At 28.3% G+C, this 16,665-nt stretch carries 15 protein-coding genes; 7 read left to right on the forward strand and 8 right to left on the reverse strand.

Going from position 1 to position 16,665, the window contains the following annotated elements:
- Positions 1 to 122 precede the first annotated feature (122 nt).
- Together ACXLDF_RS10845 and ACXLDF_RS10850 are read right to left on the reverse strand one after the other, a co-directional pair.
- Positions 123 to 326, reverse strand: coding sequence for a hypothetical protein (locus ACXLDF_RS10845; RefSeq protein ID WP_457558547.1), 204 nt, complete (start codon positions 324 to 326; stop codon positions 123 to 125).
- Positions 327 to 790: 464 nt separating this feature from the next.
- A complete protein-coding gene (locus ACXLDF_RS10850) occupies positions 791 to 1,531 on the reverse strand; it encodes a spermidine synthase family protein (RefSeq protein WP_457558548.1) in 741 nt (246 codons plus the stop codon).
- Between the two features lie 111 nt (positions 1,532 to 1,642).
- Between ACXLDF_RS10850 and ACXLDF_RS10855 the strand changes: the two genes are divergently transcribed.
- On the forward strand, positions 1,643 to 3,100 hold the full coding sequence (locus ACXLDF_RS10855) for a CoA-binding protein (protein ID WP_457558549.1): 1,458 nt from the start codon (positions 1,643 to 1,645) through the stop codon (positions 3,098 to 3,100).
- A gap of 354 nt (positions 3,101 to 3,454) precedes the next feature.
- The gene (locus ACXLDF_RS10860; protein WP_457558550.1) at positions 3,455 to 4,828 is read left to right on the forward strand and encodes a hypothetical protein; all 1,374 of its coding nucleotides are present in this window, start codon (positions 3,455 to 3,457) and stop codon (positions 4,826 to 4,828) included.
- 75 nt (positions 4,829 to 4,903) lie between these two features.
- On the opposite strand, the gene ACXLDF_RS10865 is transcribed toward ACXLDF_RS10860, so the two are convergent.
- A complete protein-coding gene (locus ACXLDF_RS10865) occupies positions 4,904 to 5,821 on the reverse strand; it encodes a hypothetical protein (RefSeq protein WP_457558551.1) in 918 nt (305 codons plus the stop codon).
- 193 nt (positions 5,822 to 6,014) lie between these two features.
- On the opposite strand from ACXLDF_RS10865, the gene ACXLDF_RS10870 reads away from it, so the two are divergent.
- The gene (locus ACXLDF_RS10870; RefSeq protein WP_457558552.1) at positions 6,015 to 6,743 is read left to right on the forward strand and encodes a hypothetical protein; all 729 of its coding nucleotides are present in this window, start codon (positions 6,015 to 6,017) and stop codon (positions 6,741 to 6,743) included.
- Here the strand turns inward: ACXLDF_RS10870 and ACXLDF_RS10875 are convergent.
- Positions 6,701 to 7,549, reverse strand: coding sequence for a class II glutamine amidotransferase (locus ACXLDF_RS10875; RefSeq protein WP_457558553.1), 849 nt, complete (start codon positions 7,547 to 7,549; stop codon positions 6,701 to 6,703). The two genes, ACXLDF_RS10870 and ACXLDF_RS10875, sit on opposite strands and share 43 nt — an antisense overlap.
- A 196-nt stretch (positions 7,550 to 7,745) precedes the next feature.
- The gene (locus tag ACXLDF_RS10880; protein WP_457558554.1) at positions 7,746 to 8,003 is read right to left on the reverse strand and encodes a cold-shock protein; all 258 of its coding nucleotides are present in this window, start codon (positions 8,001 to 8,003) and stop codon (positions 7,746 to 7,748) included.
- A gap of 223 nt (positions 8,004 to 8,226) precedes the next feature.
- On the opposite strand from ACXLDF_RS10880, the gene ACXLDF_RS10885 reads away from it, so the two are divergent.
- On the forward strand, positions 8,227 to 10,083 hold the full coding sequence (locus ACXLDF_RS10885) for a hypothetical protein (protein ID WP_457558555.1): 1,857 nt from the start codon (positions 8,227 to 8,229) through the stop codon (positions 10,081 to 10,083).
- Positions 10,084 to 10,162: 79 nt separating this feature from the next.
- Here the strand turns inward: ACXLDF_RS10885 and ACXLDF_RS10890 are convergent, their stop codons facing one another.
- Positions 10,163 to 10,429, reverse strand: a complete 267-nt coding sequence (locus tag ACXLDF_RS10890; RefSeq protein WP_457558556.1) for a hypothetical protein — start codon at positions 10,427 to 10,429, stop codon at positions 10,163 to 10,165.
- Between the two features lie 279 nt (positions 10,430 to 10,708).
- On the opposite strand from ACXLDF_RS10890, the gene ACXLDF_RS10895 reads away from it, so the two are divergent.
- On the forward strand, positions 10,709 to 11,110 hold the full coding sequence (locus ACXLDF_RS10895) for a hypothetical protein (protein ID WP_457558557.1): 402 nt from the start codon (positions 10,709 to 10,711) through the stop codon (positions 11,108 to 11,110).
- A 112-nt stretch (positions 11,111 to 11,222) separates the two neighbouring features.
- Here the strand turns inward: ACXLDF_RS10895 and ACXLDF_RS10900 are convergent, their stop codons facing one another.
- Both ACXLDF_RS10900 and ACXLDF_RS10905 read right to left on the reverse strand, forming a co-directional pair.
- Complete coding sequence (locus tag ACXLDF_RS10900) at positions 11,223 to 11,750, reverse strand: hypothetical protein (RefSeq protein ID WP_457558558.1); 528 nt, start codon at positions 11,748 to 11,750, stop codon at positions 11,223 to 11,225.
- Between the two features lie 2 nt (positions 11,751 to 11,752).
- Positions 11,753 to 13,294 (reverse strand): MFS transporter, encoded by a 1,542-nt coding sequence (locus ACXLDF_RS10905; protein WP_457558559.1) that lies wholly within the window; start codon positions 13,292 to 13,294, stop codon positions 11,753 to 11,755.
- Between the two features lie 285 nt (positions 13,295 to 13,579).
- Between ACXLDF_RS10905 and ACXLDF_RS10910 the strand changes: the two genes are divergently transcribed.
- Together ACXLDF_RS10910 and ACXLDF_RS10915 are read left to right on the forward strand one after the other, a co-directional pair.
- Positions 13,580 to 14,272 carry a hypothetical protein gene (locus ACXLDF_RS10910; protein WP_457558560.1) on the forward strand — a complete coding sequence of 231 codons (693 nt, stop codon included), beginning with the start codon at positions 13,580 to 13,582 and terminating at the stop codon, positions 14,270 to 14,272.
- A 97-nt stretch (positions 14,273 to 14,369) separates the two neighbouring features.
- Entirely contained in the window at positions 14,370 to 15,716 is a 1,347-nt protein-coding gene (locus ACXLDF_RS10915; protein WP_457558561.1) for a winged helix-turn-helix transcriptional regulator, read from the forward strand.
- Positions 15,717 to 16,665: the final 949 nt, after the last annotated feature.

The following is a 16,665-nucleotide window of genomic DNA, read 5'->3' on the forward strand; positions in this document are numbered from 1 at the left end:
AAATAACCGAGTTACTCTCGGTTAGTAGTCATCTTTACCTAGATATGGATTATCCAAACAAGATTATTCATTAATAATTACTGTATGTTTTATAATATGCTTTTTTAAATTATAAGTGGTATTCAATGTTTTTTACTACTTTCATACCATTTGAGATATTCGTTATTTCTACGGCGTCGATTATTTTCATTATCACGCGAAAAATCTCGAACTTTTTCCCATTCTCTATCGTATTCAGAACCTGTAAGTGATAGACCACATGTCTCACAAATTTTACGTTTCATCCGAGAGATCATATTCCCTCCGCATTCTGGACATTTAGCCATTTATTTTCCACCAATAAAAATTTATGTTAAAAATTTATAATTATTAAATAATAGTACATTGCATTTCAGAAAAAATTCACCTTTTTTGAAAGAACTATATTTTTATATTAAATTTTTTTTGTATTTTCTTAATAGTTTTTCTGGAATATGCAAATACTATGCAAATACTAAAAAGAATTATTGTAATATTCTTAGCATATGAAGTTCTATTCATAAAAAAGGATAAGATCTTGAAAAGATTATTTGATATTTATTATAAAACATATAATTTCTATAATATTTTGTTCCATCCATAGAATAAAGAAATACTTTGATGATATATCTGTTTAATATCATTTAAAAATGAATAAATTTTCAAAAAAAACTGTTGTTTTGAATAAAAAGCTAAAAAATTGGGATAAAATAAGTATTTTGATAAAAAATTTCTCTTAATTCTTATTTTTAATCTTTAATTGATTTTTTATTTACTCAGTTGTTTTCTTTATCTGTTTTGTTGATTTTTTCTTTGTTTGTTTCGATTGACTTTTCTTTATTTGGGATTCACTTGTTTCTTTAACTGTTTTAGAAATATCTTTCTTCTTTTCTTTTAATTTTTTCTTCACTTCTCTATTAAAATCTTGGTTTTGAAAATTAAAACGATCAACTCTCCAATGTGGTTTTACTGGACCTAAAAAGAGAATAAATAAAACACTGATTAGAATAAGTAATCCTCCAAAGATATATAATCCAATTGTAATTCCTAATGCAATGATAAGTACTTTTGGGAATTGAAATTGACCAATCACGATTGAATCATATGCTAAAAAGTGATATTCTTTTCTTTCAACTTTTGTAATATAAAGAATGGAATAATATAAAAGAAGAATAACAGCACCAGTAGTTAAAAGAAAAATAATAAAATACACAAATTTAAATTGAAATAGAAGGATAAATGACAAAATCCATAATCCAATTCCTATCAGAAGGTTTACACGCCATATCCATGGCCAGATTAAAGTAAATATTCTTTCCATTTTTTGCCAGTTTTCAGAACCTAAAACTAATTTGTTTTCTGTATCTTCTCCAATATCTGCAGATGATTCTTTCTTGGACTGTGTTTTTTTTGAAGATTTAGAATGATCAATGATACTTTTACAAGTAGGGCAAATTTCTTCGAGTGTTAACATTGTTCCACAAACCGGGCAATATTGTGTTAAAATAGACAATTTTTTCACCATAAGAACTATTATTAATTATATTCACATAGGTAAATGATAGTTAAATATGTTATAGTGTTAAATAAATTTTTATGCCATTATCATTTTGATTACTTATTTATGACAGTTCCTAATCATCTTTCCTTTTTAGACGCTTTCTTTCATTCAAAGTCGGTTGCAGTTTTTGGAGCTTCGACCAATTCACAAAAAAGTGGTTATAAGATTGTAGAAAACTTAATGAATCATCACTATTTAGGAAAAATTTATCCCATTAATCCTAGAGGTGGAACAATTCTTGGATTACCTTTGTACAAATCTGTTCTTGATGTCGAGGATTCCATTGATTTGGCAATTATTTTCGTTCCAAATATTCATGTTGTTCAAGTTGTAAAAGACTGCATACAAAAAGGGGTGAAAGCTGTTATAATTGAAGCTGCAGGTTTTGGTGAAGTTGGAATAAAGGGAAAAAACCTTCGGGATGAATTAAGAAGAATAACTGAAAATTTCACCAAAATTCGAATTTTAGGGCCAAATTGTACAGGAATTACCGCGGTGGATAAAGATGGTATGGGTTTTTTTTCATCTTTCATTCCCATGGCTAAAACTAAGACTGGAAGCTTAGCTATTGTTTCACAATCAGGATTCATTAATGGTGCTTATTATCCAGATTTTACAGGAAGAAATCCACAATTGGGACTAAGATATGTTGTTGCAATTGGAAATAAGTTAGATATTAACGAAAATCACTTATTAGAGTATTTTCTTTATGATGAAAGTGTTTCAACCATCGGTATATATATAGAGTCTTTTAAGGATGTTCGGAAGTTTATTTCTTTAACTCGACAAGCTCATCAAAAAAACAAAGATGTAATTCTTTTACGAAGTGGTTTTTCCCCTATTGGAGCAAAAGCTACAACTTCTCATACTGGCTCACTAGCTGAAAATTCCTCTTTGATTAAAGCTGTAATTCACCAAAGTGGGTGTATATTAGCAGATGATTTCTGGGAATTATTTCAAATTTGCCGTACAATTAGTTTTCTAAAAGACACAGAAACTAATTCTATTAAATTACCTAAAGCTGCAATCATAACTATATCCGGTGCTGCCGGTGCCATAATGTCAGATTGGTGCCATAGAAATGGTTTGATCATTCCAGAATTTGATGAAGTGAGTTATAGACGATTAAAAGAACTATTTCCACCTTGGATGGATCCCAATCATTTTGCATTGATCGATTACTGGCCAGCTGTTGAACATTTGAAGTCATATGAAAAGGTTGTAATCTCCGCTACTGATATTGCCTTAACATGTCCTGACATTCAAGTTGTTTTCTTGACAGTATATTATAATTCTACTTCTTGGATAGTAGATTGGAGTAAATTGAAGAGCTTGATTGAAAAGCATAAGAAACCAATATTTGTTTGGATATTTGGAGATTATAAAGATATTTTAAAGGCAGAGATAATTTTTCAAAGGATTAAGATACCTGTATTTACTTCAGAAAAAGAAATTGTTCAGATTTTTAGCAAAATCTATAAATCTAGAGCGTTCAGGGCAAAGATTAGCAATTTTTTTTAATTTCTTTTTGTTTTAAGTGAAACTAATCTATACATAAGTATTAAAAAAATTATTTTGTAATATTAATGACATTTTTTGCTTAAATAAATGTTTAAATAAAATAAACTCCTAAATAAGTTGAAGTAGTGTTTCAAACCATGCATTTTATCTTTTACAAAAAATTTATGGGAGATTTTTTGAAATTAAAGGAATGACTAATAGAATATTAAATAAAAATAGAAAATATTGATTATTTTGATCTTTAAATCACAAAAATGTTCTATGTAGAATTAACAAACTTTAAATACTTGAATCGACTATATAGAATTAACAAAGTTAATTATGTAGATTTAACAAACTTAAAAAATGATTTTTATGAAACGGCTTCATTCGCTTGATATTCTTCGGGGATTTATGATGGCATACATCATCATTCTCCATGCTCTTATTCAAAGAGTTTTTGTTTCAGATCCAGCTGCTTTTGCAACTACGGTCGATAAGCTCCCTGTTTTGCTTGTTTTAGCCATTTCTCCCTTAATCTTAATTTCATTATGGGGGTCTGTATTTAGTTTTATTACAGGAATTGCCACTGCTTATCAAATGGGAGGAATTATGCGAGATTCTTCGAAAGATCTGGTAAAACAAAATCGATTTCTTAAGAATCGATTTGCTACTAGTATTATGATATATATAGTATACATTTTAAATAATATCTTCTTCTCTACTCGTTCGATTGAGCATGGTTTCCCAACTCAATCATTATTCACTGGTTCACTAGAAAATTTAAATATTAAAGCACCAACATTTTTCAGTTTAACTGCAACTAGTACTTTAGAAACAATTGCATTAACTGGAATTATTATCACTTTAGTTTTACGTTCAGCTTTAAAGAAACATCATCGAAATCCTGCTCAAGTTATCAAGCGTCTTTCAACAATTGCATTATTTATTTTTGCGATTAGTGTAATTTTACGGAACATTATTGGCGATCCACTACCAATTCAGCACCAATTACTTGAAAACGATCACTATTTCCTTTATTTCATATTTATGCGTATATATCCTTCCAGATTTGCACTATTTCCTGTATTAGGGTTTGGATTTATGGGTGCAAGCTTAGGTTTACTTCTTAGTCAAAAAATATCCTATAAAGAATATGCAAAATATGCATTTGGTTATGCAGGATTATTCCTTGGTATATTTGGCTTATATTTACTTAATGGTTTCAAGATTATTCCACATTTTGCTGAAGAAATGACTCCAATGCCATTACAATTTATGAATATGGGGCTTCAGATCATAACAGTTTCTGTATTGGTTTGGATTTTTGACTATTCAAAAAGTGGAAAGCAACAAAAGCGATTAAAACGAGTAAAATTTCTAAAAATTTTTAGTGATTCTTCTCTTTCGATATTTGTTTTTGAACCTTTAGTAGCAAGTGGATTATATCTTGGATATCGTTCCGTTTTCGGGGATTTCTCAAATAACTTTGCAATTGTTGTCAGTTTTATGATCAATTTAGGCTTCATTTGGTATTTCTTACTTAGATTGTGGAGACATGTTAATAATAAGGGAAGTTGCGAATGGATTGTTGTAAATGGAAAAAAATGGCTGGTAAAATTACCCATCCTTAATGAGCTATCGATTTCATCTAGACCTATTAAAAAACACGTGAAAATGGAAAATCAACGTATTTTAAAAGTATATATGACTCCATATCATGAAATCCAAGCAATCAATCGACATTAATAATTATTAATCTATAATTGAAAAAACTAATCTACGCTGCATTAAAATGTATTAATTCTTTTTTCCTTACTTATATTAATCCTCTAGGATATTTGAATAGAATATTTTTAATAAATCACGTAAAACCCCCAGATCTGATAAATAATCCCATTTTCTAAGTAGAAAAGGCATAATTTCTTCCTGCAAAAATTGAAACCATGTGAGTTTTTCTTCAGGATTCGTGAGAATTTCTTTAATTGATTGAATAAACTGTTGAAATATCATATAATAGACTGCTTTTAATAAGGATTCTTCTAATCCAATTTTAGGATTTGATTGTATAATATTATGACCTAAAGAAGAATTAAAAATAATCTTTTCTTCAGATAAGTTAATTTTGGGAATAAATAGTTCTAAAACTTCAAAAGCTCTGGTATTCACATAATTTCCATAACGTTCCTTAAGTCGTGGGGAATTGCTATGAAGATCAAATAATAGACGTCTATATTTTTTGCCGTGAATGTGGGTTTCGATAAAATTACATATTTTTAAAATACATTTTTGAAAAATACGTAATAAATCAAGGATTTTTCCTAAATCCAAACTTTTATCTGCAATTTTCCATTCTATGCTTAATTCATCTAAAACTTCTGCGAAATCAATAAAAAGATCTAAATCTATTGCTGTTTGGTCCCAAAATTTTGGAGATATTTGATACTTTTGAATGAAAATAGTATCAATGACCGATAATCGAGCACGCATTACATTTGCATTACTCTTTCGTGAATCTGCTCCAATTAATAGTAAATTATGCTCTGGATCATTAAAGTAAACCCACTTGAGATCATGCATATTGATTGATTGAATTCCTCTTTTTTGAATTTCGATTTCTGAGAAAGAATTCATTGCTGACAATAATCCTGAGACTAAAATTGCTTTAAATGGAATATTATTATATGAATGATAAAAAAGCATCGTGGAAGAATCTTTTTTTACAATCCAAACATGTTTCATTATTCTATCCTCGTATAAATAATTCTCTTTCAATTAAGAGAAGAAATTATTGTTTTAAATATATACACATACTCAAAAATATCAATAATATGTATATTTATTGACTTTTTATTTTAAAATGTGTTGTTTCTGTAATTTCTTCAAGAAAATTCATAAGTTAGGAGTTTAAATTCTTTTTTCTAGTATAAAGAAAATGAATTGGGACATAAATGGAGAGATTTTTAAATCACTAGAATTAAATCATTTTATAATCTATGAAATGCAGCAAAAAACTGAGATCCTAAATATTTTAAATGCTTTAAAATTACCCGAAATATTCATAAGCAATATATTTCTCTTGACTATTCCGGATAACCAAAAGAATTTATTTCTTAATCATTATGAAATCATTCAAGAAGAAAATCCATATCTTTTAAATCCATTTAGTTTTGATGATTTCATTTTAGCCTATATTGCTGCGGAATTTAATTGGAGTGTAATTTCATATGATCACCATCTTTTAAGCACAATTCATGAGTATTTAGAATTTGAAGCTTTTTATCCAAGTGAAATTGATCAGATGCCTGCAGACAGTGTGTTCTTAATTGATTCAAATATAGTCTTAAGTTATTCAAAGAAAAACATGAAATTAAAACGAGAAATAATAACTATGTTCCAAAATAATCCAAGTATGACCTTTTTGATTCCAGAAACAATATTAAAGGAAACTTATCGTGTCTATAAATCTCTTTCTTTCATTACACAATTCAACCCTTTAATATATATGGAAAAAGAAGAACAACACCTTACTAAATATATTGATAATTTTGATGGGTTTATGTCAAATCATGCACAACGCATTCGAAACAAGAAATATAAAAAAAGAATCGATTCAAGAAATTATAGAGATCCTTTACATGGAAAATGGGGGAAATATATATAATTTTTTTTAATTTCATACTCCTCTTTTTCGATAATTAATCGTTCCTTTATTTTTTTATAACTTGCATTAAAATCATTTATTATCTTAAAAATCACAGCAGAATCTGGATCTAGTTCATTCCATAACCCTTTTATTATCTTTTCTTGGGATATCATTATGTAATTTGGATTTTTCGCCCAATATAGTGTATAATAATCAGACTGTTTTGTAAAACTTCGAACTGCAGCTAGTTTTTGATTCATTAAAATTGCTGCTGACATTGAACTATGTTTAATTTTCCTATTTTTTATCCAAGAAATTACTTTTTGCCATGAATTTATTATATCTCCATTTTGATTAATAAAAAATTCAAGCATTGATCCATATATTTCACTATCAATCATATTCATTCGCTTTAAAGAAAACTTTGGAAAGTTTTTCTTAAAATATTTAATGTCTTCATCTGAAAAATAAATTGTTCCATTGTGCATGAAAAAAAAACTACTAAATTCGAATGGATGTGTGTTTTCTATTGATTTTAAGCCACTTGAAGCTTTTCGAAGATGACAAAAAACTTGTCCGGTAAATTTGGTTTCTAAATATGGATTAAGCCTTCCCAAAATTGGATCATTGATAATAGATTTTTCATTTTTTAATACTATTGCTTCATCCCATAGAAAATTAGGAACTAAAACAATCCCCCAGCCATCTTGATGACCTGGAGATTCATCGTTAGGAACATTGCCATGTATTGCTAATTGAGAGAATTTTTCAATGATTTCTTTCAAAGGAATCTCAGATCCCATAGCTGCAAACATACGGCACATTTTTTTCCCTTTCCTTGTTATTATTAAAAAAAATAGATTTTATTTAATTTATTGAGAAGAAAAAAGAAAAAAATCCAAAAATTCAATGAATTTGGAGATTTTATCTTTCCCGACAGGAGGAAAGGTAGTTTTTGCCTAATACTTCTAAAATCTTCAAATAATTTTTAAAAATAATAAAAGCTAGACTATCAACTATTTAAGAACGACTATATTTTTCCCGTATTGAAGATTTCTCTGTAACTTTTACGTCTCGGGCTTCTTGACCTTTTTCACCATCAACAAGTTCAAATTCGACTCGTTCACCTTGGTAGAGGGTTTTAAAAGATCCTTCTGTTTCAGGAATAATTGCAGAAAAATGTACAAAAACATCTTTCCCTTCTTCTTCGACACCATCGGGTGTGATAAAACCATAACCCTTTCGAGAGTTAAACCACTTAACAACTCCTTGCGCCATATTACAATTACCTACTAAATAATTACTTTGATACTGGAGGAAAGTGAAAACTACAAAAGGAGTAATTTGCAAAATCTACCAGTAAGATCAAATAATTAAAGGTGCTAAAAAAGGATTGTGAAGAATTCTTAACAATTATTCTAATTTATGAAAAAATTTCATAGTTTCATAAATAATTAAAAGTGGGAAAAATTATTCAAAATTCATAAGGAGTTATTGATTAATGGGTCAAAGAGGGACAAATAAACAGAAAATATGGTATGAAATTGAAAAAAAGATTAAAAACTCTAATGATATTGATGAATTGAACAAATTTTTATTTCAAAAAACCCGTCTTTTCCCCTTTTTTACTTCAATTGATGAATATAGAAAATTTAAAGAATTTTTTTCAAATCATAAGCATGAGTCTGAAAAAATTAAAGATTATGGTGATTTTCAAACACCAATTTCATTAACTGACAAAATATGTACTAAATTAAAAGAATTGGGAATAAAACCATCAATTATAATTGAACCAACTTGTGGAAAAGGGAATTTTGTAATTTCTGCTTTAAAGCATTTTCATACAGTTTCTGAAGTTTATGCAGTTGATATTCAAAAAAAATATTCATGGCTTTTTCGATGGAATTTATTAGTCAATCCAAAAGTTTCAAATTCAAAAGCCTCAATTCACTTCTTTAATAAAGATTTTTTTCAATTCAATTTTAAATCATTACTTTCAAAAATTGATTCTAGAGAAATCCTAATTTTAGGGAATCCCCCTTGGATAACAAATACTGCTTTATCCCAATTAAATTCAAAAAATCTCCCTCAAAAATTAAATATTAAAAAAATTTCAGGTATTGCAGCCATAACAGGAAAAAGTAATTTTGATATTGCAGAAAATATGATTATTAGGTTGATTCAGGATTTTTTTTCATATAACGTAACTTTAGCAATGCTTTGTAAAACTTCTGTCATTCGGAATATCATCCGAGATTCTGAAATGCTGGGCCTTTCACTCCAAAATTCTAATTGTTTTTTGATAGATACTGAAAAAGAATTTAAAGCTTCGACCAGTGCTGGTCTATTTTTTGTCAAATTAAAAAAAAAAGATAAAAACAATCAAAATAATGAATTTGAAAAAGATAGAATTTTCCAAAAATTTAAGCTTTCAAAATATTCAGAACCTTCTGAATTTTCAGAATATGAAAAAAGAAGTAAAAGCTGTGAAGAATTAAAATGCCAAATTTCATCTTTTTATTCAAATGATTTTCAAAATAGTTCTTGTTATACTTTTGGATATAAAAATCACCGATTTATTTCCAATTTTGAAAATTATAATAAATATTCATATATAGATGGAAAATCACATCAAATTTGGCGCCAAGGTGTTAAGCATGATGCAACTAAGATTTTTGTTTTAACTCGGAAAAATTCTTCTTATTATAATGGATATCAAAAGGAATGCAATATTGAACAGAATCCCATTTTTCCTTTGGTAAAAAGTTCAGATATAAAAAAAAAATATATTCAATCAGTTAGTAAATTTGTAATTATTACGCAAAAGAAAATCGGAGAAAATACATTAAAAATCGCTTCTTTATATCCAAAATTATGGAAATACCTTAATTCTTATAAATCTAAAATTGAAAGCCGTAAATCAAGAATATATCAAAATAAACCTCCTTTCTCCATTTTTGGGATTGGTGACTATTCTTTTTCCCCTTTTAAAATAGCTATTTCTGGATTTTATAAAAATCCCATATTTGCACTTATCCCACCTTATGAAAATAAGCCAGTTATGTTAGATGATACATGTTATTTTTTATCATTTTCTTCGATATCTGAAGCTGTAATTTATTGGATTTTACTTAATTCTGATAAAACAAAATCATTTCTTCATTCTATTGCATTTCTAGATGCAAAAAGACCTTTTACAAAAGAAATTTTAATGCGTATTGATCTCCATGCTCTTATTTTATCTTCAAATATAGATAATATTATTCAACAGATTAATTCGCTATCTTTTGAAAATTTTTCAATTAACGAAGAAGATCTTCGAAAAACCTATTCAAAATTACTTTCACAAAAAATTTAGTGCGAATAAGTATAGAACATAAGGAAAAAAACAATTTAAAAAATATATATATTTTAAATAAAAAAAGCTTTAAACCTGGTTATTTGGTATCTAATTTGAATAAAATACTATTAGAAGAAATGAAGAATGTATCTTTCTTCTTTAATACAATAGTGTGGTAATATTCAGCCAATCCTAAAAAGCCTCTTATCACCGATTCATCATCCTCAAAAGTAAATTGAACAATAGTCCCATATCGTGGTTCAGATATTGCCGATTTGGAATAAACACGTTCGTCTACTAAGGGTATTTTTAATTCTTGAACAATTTCATATACACGTTTAATAAATAATTCTTTTTTTGCCATGATATTCAAAACTCCATTATTACGAACTTTTTAGTGGTTTTTTCTTTATCTATTAAAGTATAAAAATCGATCTTTAACAGTCCTACACCCCACTCTTAAAGTCGTAATTTGAAATTTCCGTATTAGTATGATCTATATAAGCGGGTCGCTAAAAATATTTTGGGTGCTTAAGCATATATAATTTTTGATCTGAATTGAAGTGATAGTTTTATATTGAATAATAACATAGATTCAAATACCTTCAATATTGTATTAACAAATTGAAGTAAAGTGATTGTTATGACTGATTGGATGTCTACTATTGATCCCGACACTATTATGGCTGCATTTACTGGGATCTTCTTAATTATTGTTATTGCAATTTTTGTTATAATGCTGTTTGTCGAAACTTTATTTCTCAAATTTGGGATTAATAAAGTTGAAGGAAATAAAACTGAATTTGGGCCTGTATTTTTAACTGTAATTTTGATGGCTTTAGTTAGTATGGTACCATGTGCTGGAATTTTCCTTGCTTGGTGGGTTATAAGTGCTAGACATGAAGTAAGTTATGGAAAAGCAATTTTAGCTTGGTTAATTGCTCTGTTATTAGCAGTTCTCGTTGAAATTGTTCTATTTGCGATCATATTCTTTGCAGGATTAATCCCAACAGAATTACTTGATATGTCAACAATGTTTATTTAAGTTATCTATAAATACTTTTTTTTTATTTAACCTTTTTTTCATTTTTTAATTTTATTTTCTATTATATTTTAAAACATTAATCTACGTGAATTTTTCCCAGATCAAATGAAAATTAAAATCCTTTATCTAAATTAGAAGTTATTTCTTTCATTCCTGGACATTCTCTCCAATTTAGTTTATATTTACACTTTTTACAAGTAAAATAAATTGAAATTGCTCGTAAAATACCATGTCCTAAAAAGGCAAATTGTAAAATAACAAAAACCATAATTATTCTACCAAATGGTGAAAAAGGTAATCTCCATAAAATACTTACCAAAAAAGCTCCACCTGCTCCAACTAGTCCTTTAGAAATAATATTCAAACATTTTATTCTATGAAAATTGAATTTTCCTAAAATGTATCCTAAAGATAATATTATACCAATTAAAACCAATGATTTAGTTGCTAAATTTTGAAAAAAGGATGTGCTTAAACCAATAATTAGAACAATAAAAAATGTAGGAATTGCAACAAAACATCCAATACAAACATTTGTATTTTTGATTTTAATTGTATCATCTTTAAATTGGGAACATTTGGGATGATGAGCTAATAAAAAATATTTGTTTCGACGAAGGAATTCTTTTAATCGTCCCATTTTCAATCAAGTTCAGCAAATTTTTCTTGTAAATTTTTAATTTTGGTACGATCTAATTGAGGTATTTTTTCGCGTTTAACTCTACTTAAGAAGGCCAAAGCAACCAACTGCCAAACTAAGACAAAAACAAATAACATTCTGTATTGATAACCAAGACCATAATATGCAATTTTATCTGGATTTAAATGAACATAAAGATCAAATTCAATTCCTGCTGCTACAGGACTAATAATTGCTGCTGCTTGAGCAAACAGATAATAAGCACCAGTATAAGCGCCAATTTTCCCTTCTGGTGCTAGTTCCCAAATCATGACAACTGAATTAATTCCAATCATAGCATAAAATGCTCCTGTAAAAAAGACCACAACCATTGAAAGCCATAATCCTGCAGCTTCATAATCTCCAATATAGTGAAGAACTTCAACACAAATGGATAAACCAATTAATCCGATTGTTATTGTTTCTCTTCGACCAATTTTATCTGCTAGTTTTCCTACAGGAACTGCAATTACAACTAATGATACTGGTGCCATCATTAAAGTTAATCCTGCTTGAGCATCGCTCCATCCTAACCATAATGTAGCAAAGCTTGAATAATACGTTTCAATTGAATTAAATCCAAAAAAACTCGAAAAAATTGCAAGAAGCATAAATAAGGCAGATTTATCTTTTTCGGTGAAGACAGTCTTTAAAAATGCCATTTTATTGATTTTTTCTTCTTTTTTTGTTGAGTCATCAATGTTGATTTCTCCTAAATATTCTAAAGTAATCGGATCGATTGCAATTGGCGAATCTCCAATTCTGAGAAATTTATCCCCTGTCGGAGTTTCCCTAATAGTAAAAAAAAGAATTAATAATGCAATAAGCATTATCACACTAACATAATTAAAACCCATAGAGCGCGCTATGCGGATTCCTTCTGGTGAACTAGTATCAAATAATTTATCCATTATTATCGGCGCAGACATTCCCAAGCTTAAAGCTAGAGCTCCCATTAAATTAATTATTGAATGCCCTGTGCTGCGAACTGCAGGATCAGTTAGATCAGGCATTAAAGAAATGGCACAATTTCGATAAAAAGCCATAGAAAAATTAAAAAACATAATCATGAGAAATAAACCCAAAAAAGTGCGCATATATGGGATTAAACTGAAGAAAATCGCTCCTGCAGTGCATCCAATTAAAATGTAGGGCATTCTTTTCCCAAATTTTGAACGAGTATGATCAGATATGACTCCAAAGTAAGGTAACATGAGAATGGCTACAATATTATCCAAAATCATAATCATTCCAACAAAAGAATCTGCTCTTAAAAATCCAAATTGAAAATCTCCGATAAATTCTCTTAAAATTAATGGCATTATAAAATTGTAATATGCCCAAGCTGTTTGGGAAGTAAGAAAAGCTAAACCGATTAAGATCGTCCTGCCATAATTTAATTTACCTGGAGTGTTAGGTTTCATTCGAGGTTTGTATTTTCCTTTGTTAGGAAATTTCGTTTGATCCAAACTGGATATAATATTATTTTCAGAAATTGACACCATTCTATCCCTTCATATTGTTTTATTTTTAGAAAACTTATTCGTAATTAACTTACCTTGATCATTATCGCTTGAATTCCCTCTCTTTCCAAAAAAAAGTAAATTTAGATAACCTAAAGATTTTTGCTGAAATTGATGATTTTACAAATAAGTGCTTTAGGTAAAAATCTGATAGATAGCTAAAAATTAAAAATCAAAAATAAAATGGGGAAAAGCATCTCTCATTCTTTATATAATGATCTCGAGATTCTTATTATAAGCATCGAAAAATGCTTTTAGTGATAAATTATGAAAAAAACATCTCAAAGAATTCTACTAATTGCTGTACTCGGTATATTGTTATATTCTGCCGTCTATATCAATGCAGTTGCTGCTGATGGCCCTAAAGAAATTGAAGTGGGTGGAAATAAACATCAAGAAAATTTAACTGGAAATTCAACTAATAAATTTACATTTCAAAATCGTTTTAAAATGCAAATTCGAGTAAATCAAAGCCTCAACATTTCAATAAATTGTGATGACCCTAATTTAGCTAATCGAGAATTTGAAATGGATCTTAATACATCAGAGCCAATTGCTGCAGAAATTACAATTCGAACTGAGAATAGCGAAATCGGGCTTAAAAATGGCAGTTTAGTTCAAAATCGAAATCGATTACAATATCGTTATCAAGAACAATTTATGATTAATGTAAGTTTGAATGAATCAGTGCATCTTCAAGCGCGTTTAGCATTAAAAATGGGAGATTCTAACGCAACTTGGGCATACTATGATGAAGAATCTGAAGAATTTGTACCTGTTGAAAGTTCATATCAAAACGGCCAACTTGTTGCCTACACAGATCATTTCTCTTCATGGACTATTCTCACATTAGAAGAAGAATCTGATAGTTCTTTAATTCCAGGATATCTCTGGTTGGGAACTCCTTCATTAATTGGAATAGGAATTGCATTTTTAATAATCCGCAAAAAACGTTCTTAAGTGATTATATAATAAGAATCCTGAAAATTGATATCATCCATCATTTTGTATCAACCTTTTTTTTTATTTTTTTCTTAACAATTTTGAGAGTGGAATAATGAAGAATTTACATCATCAAATGATATTGATAAAAAAAATAATAATTATGCTATTCATTGTTAGTATTATAATCAATATTATCATTTCTCCCGTAAATTCTCAAGGTCCACCTGATACAACTGGAAAATTTAATGGAAATCAAGAGCATGGGCCTCATATTTCCAAAAAATATAAATTTGGAGATAATCTATCATTTGAACTGAAATCACAGAATGGAGTTAATTTTTCAATTTCATATGATGAAGACTTAGCTAATAGAATGTTAGGAATGGATATCAATAATTCAGATAATATAAGCATGCAGATCAATTATTTGAAAACATTTGATCATCCAGTTGAAAAAAAAGTTAAAGGTGGTTATAGTTTTAATTTATTTAAATCATTATCCATTAGATCTGAATCATTTTATTCAATAAATTCAAATTCTCATGTATTAAGTGACCCAAATAATAATAATGAAGATAATGAAATTATACTTGATTCAAACTTTAATTTAGGGGCTTATTTTACTATTTCTCTTGAGCCTGATAAAATAGATTCAATTGAAATATATACACTTTTAAATTATTCACAATCATATTCCTCCAGCGATGGAGATCAATATCTTTGGGTCTATTATGATTATAAATCTAATGAATGGATATCATTAAATACAGGAATTATTGAGAATGGTGTCTCGTTTGTTCTTGATGGAGATGCAATTTTTGATGAATTTACGATAACTGTTGTCAAAATCAGCGATCAATCGGCAGTTTTTCCTTTTCAGGAAAATATTTTTTTGTATTTTATATTAGGTATTGTTGTTGTCGCAGTTATTTTCGGATTTCTAATGTCATCTCAAGAATACCGCCAATTTCTTTTAAACCGCGTTCTTCATATCGATAAAGGTGCTCACAGACTTTCCATGGAAGATGTATTAGAAAATAAAAACCGTAATCAAATTATTGACATGGTCTTATCAAGTCCCGGAATTCATTTTAATGAAATTTTGCGCAAAACAGGTCTCTCTGCTGGAAATCTTGCTTGGCATTTAGATATACTTGAAACATTTAAAGTAATTAAGAAACAGCGGATAGGGCAATATTTAGTATATTATCCATATCATGAACGTAATCCTATTTCTAAATTAGATCCACTTCTTCAGAAAAGCCGAACTACTTTAGAAATTTTACAGATCATAAATGATCATCCCGGAATTTTTCAGAAACAGATTGCCCATCGAATGGATTTGGATCATAAAACTGTGAAATATCATATTGATAAATTGCTGGATGCTAAAATTATAATCAGTGAAAAAATCGGTCGAAAAAAGTTATACTATCCTGCTGATCATGTAGATGAATGAAAAAAGATGACTTGCTTTGAGAAATTACTTCTAAACTCCATTTTTCATTAATTTTGTTATTTTTAAAACTCCTTGCTCAAAATTTTCACATCTCGAATAATTATATTTGAAGTTTGCCTTTTTCAATGATATTTGTCTTAATTATCAAAACTGGGTGAAAACACAAGTGAAAATCGTCCTTTTCTAAATGAAGATCTAGATCTTATCAGAATCATTTAATATCCAGAAAATTGAACAACATATTCAATTGTGTTAATAATTGAACAGTATATTTCACTGTTCTAAAAAATAAAAAACATATTCCATCGTGTTAATAATTGAACAACATATTTTAATGTCCTCTCAAAAGAACTGGATAATATCTGTATAGTCTTTAGATATTAAAGAACTGTATTTTAATTCTATTTTACGACAAATTTTAAGCTTACAAGATCAATGCTTTAAGATCATATTTATAATAGATTTGATGAAAGAAGTCTTAGTAGCTAAAATCTTTTTAATTATTATTTATTCTACTCTCAGATCTGAAGTTGTAATCGTATATATCATACACATGTCATTCAATTTCACGAAATGATTCTTTCACGCCTTTTCGTAATCTTTTAAGAACATATGGAGATATATCATGTTAATTTTTTGTATATCTGAAAATTATCTTAGATTGAAACTTATTCGTACTATTATATTTGTAGTATTTTTATAGCGAAGAATTATTTAACACTAGAAAAAATAGATCAAAACTTATTCGCACTTATTTGCACCATTATGTTCTTTATTTCAATTTTGTGAAGATATTTTATGGCAAAAATTATCTCTTTTTTTCATGAGGTTTCACGGTAATCTTCGCTCTCCAAAATGATAGCAAAAAACCCAAAACCTTAAATCTCCTTCTTTTTTCTTGTAAATTAATGAAACATCCTGCGTCTTCTAATGAATATCGTACCGTCTA

This window comes from Candidatus Harpocratesius sp., assembly GCF_054039255.1.

What these genes read in the sequence shown, in the direction of transcription:
- ACXLDF_RS10845 (WP_457558547.1), bottom strand. Translation starts at nt 326, where the DNA reads ATGGCTAAATGTCCAGAATGCGGAGGGAATATGATCTCTCGGATGAAA.
- ACXLDF_RS10855 (WP_457558549.1), top strand. Translation starts at nt 1,643, where the DNA reads ATGACAGTTCCTAATCATCTTTCCTTTTTAGACGCTTTCTTTCATTCA.
- ACXLDF_RS10860 (WP_457558550.1), top strand. Translation starts at nt 3,455, where the DNA reads ATGAAACGGCTTCATTCGCTTGATATTCTTCGGGGATTTATGATGGCA.
- ACXLDF_RS10865 (WP_457558551.1), bottom strand. Translation starts at nt 5,821, where the DNA reads ATGAAACATGTTTGGATTGTAAAAAAAGATTCTTCCACGATGCTTTTT.
- ACXLDF_RS10870 (WP_457558552.1), top strand. Translation starts at nt 6,015, where the DNA reads ATGAATTGGGACATAAATGGAGAGATTTTTAAATCACTAGAATTAAAT.
- ACXLDF_RS10875 (WP_457558553.1), bottom strand. Translation starts at nt 7,549, where the DNA reads ATGTGCCGTATGTTTGCAGCTATGGGATCTGAGATTCCTTTGAAAGAA.
- ACXLDF_RS10880 (WP_457558554.1), bottom strand. Translation starts at nt 8,003, where the DNA reads ATGGCGCAAGGAGTTGTTAAGTGGTTTAACTCTCGAAAGGGTTATGGT.
- ACXLDF_RS10885 (WP_457558555.1), top strand. Translation starts at nt 8,227, where the DNA reads ATGGGTCAAAGAGGGACAAATAAACAGAAAATATGGTATGAAATTGAA.
- ACXLDF_RS10890 (WP_457558556.1), bottom strand. Translation starts at nt 10,429, where the DNA reads ATGGCAAAAAAAGAATTATTTATTAAACGTGTATATGAAATTGTTCAA.
- ACXLDF_RS10895 (WP_457558557.1), top strand. Translation starts at nt 10,709, where the DNA reads ATGACTGATTGGATGTCTACTATTGATCCCGACACTATTATGGCTGCA.
- ACXLDF_RS10900 (WP_457558558.1), bottom strand. Translation starts at nt 11,750, where the DNA reads ATGGGACGATTAAAAGAATTCCTTCGTCGAAACAAATATTTTTTATTA.
- ACXLDF_RS10905 (WP_457558559.1), bottom strand. Translation starts at nt 13,294, where the DNA reads ATGGTGTCAATTTCTGAAAATAATATTATATCCAGTTTGGATCAAACG.
- ACXLDF_RS10910 (WP_457558560.1), top strand. Translation starts at nt 13,580, where the DNA reads ATGAAAAAAACATCTCAAAGAATTCTACTAATTGCTGTACTCGGTATA.
- ACXLDF_RS10915 (WP_457558561.1), top strand. Translation starts at nt 14,370, where the DNA reads ATGAAGAATTTACATCATCAAATGATATTGATAAAAAAAATAATAATT.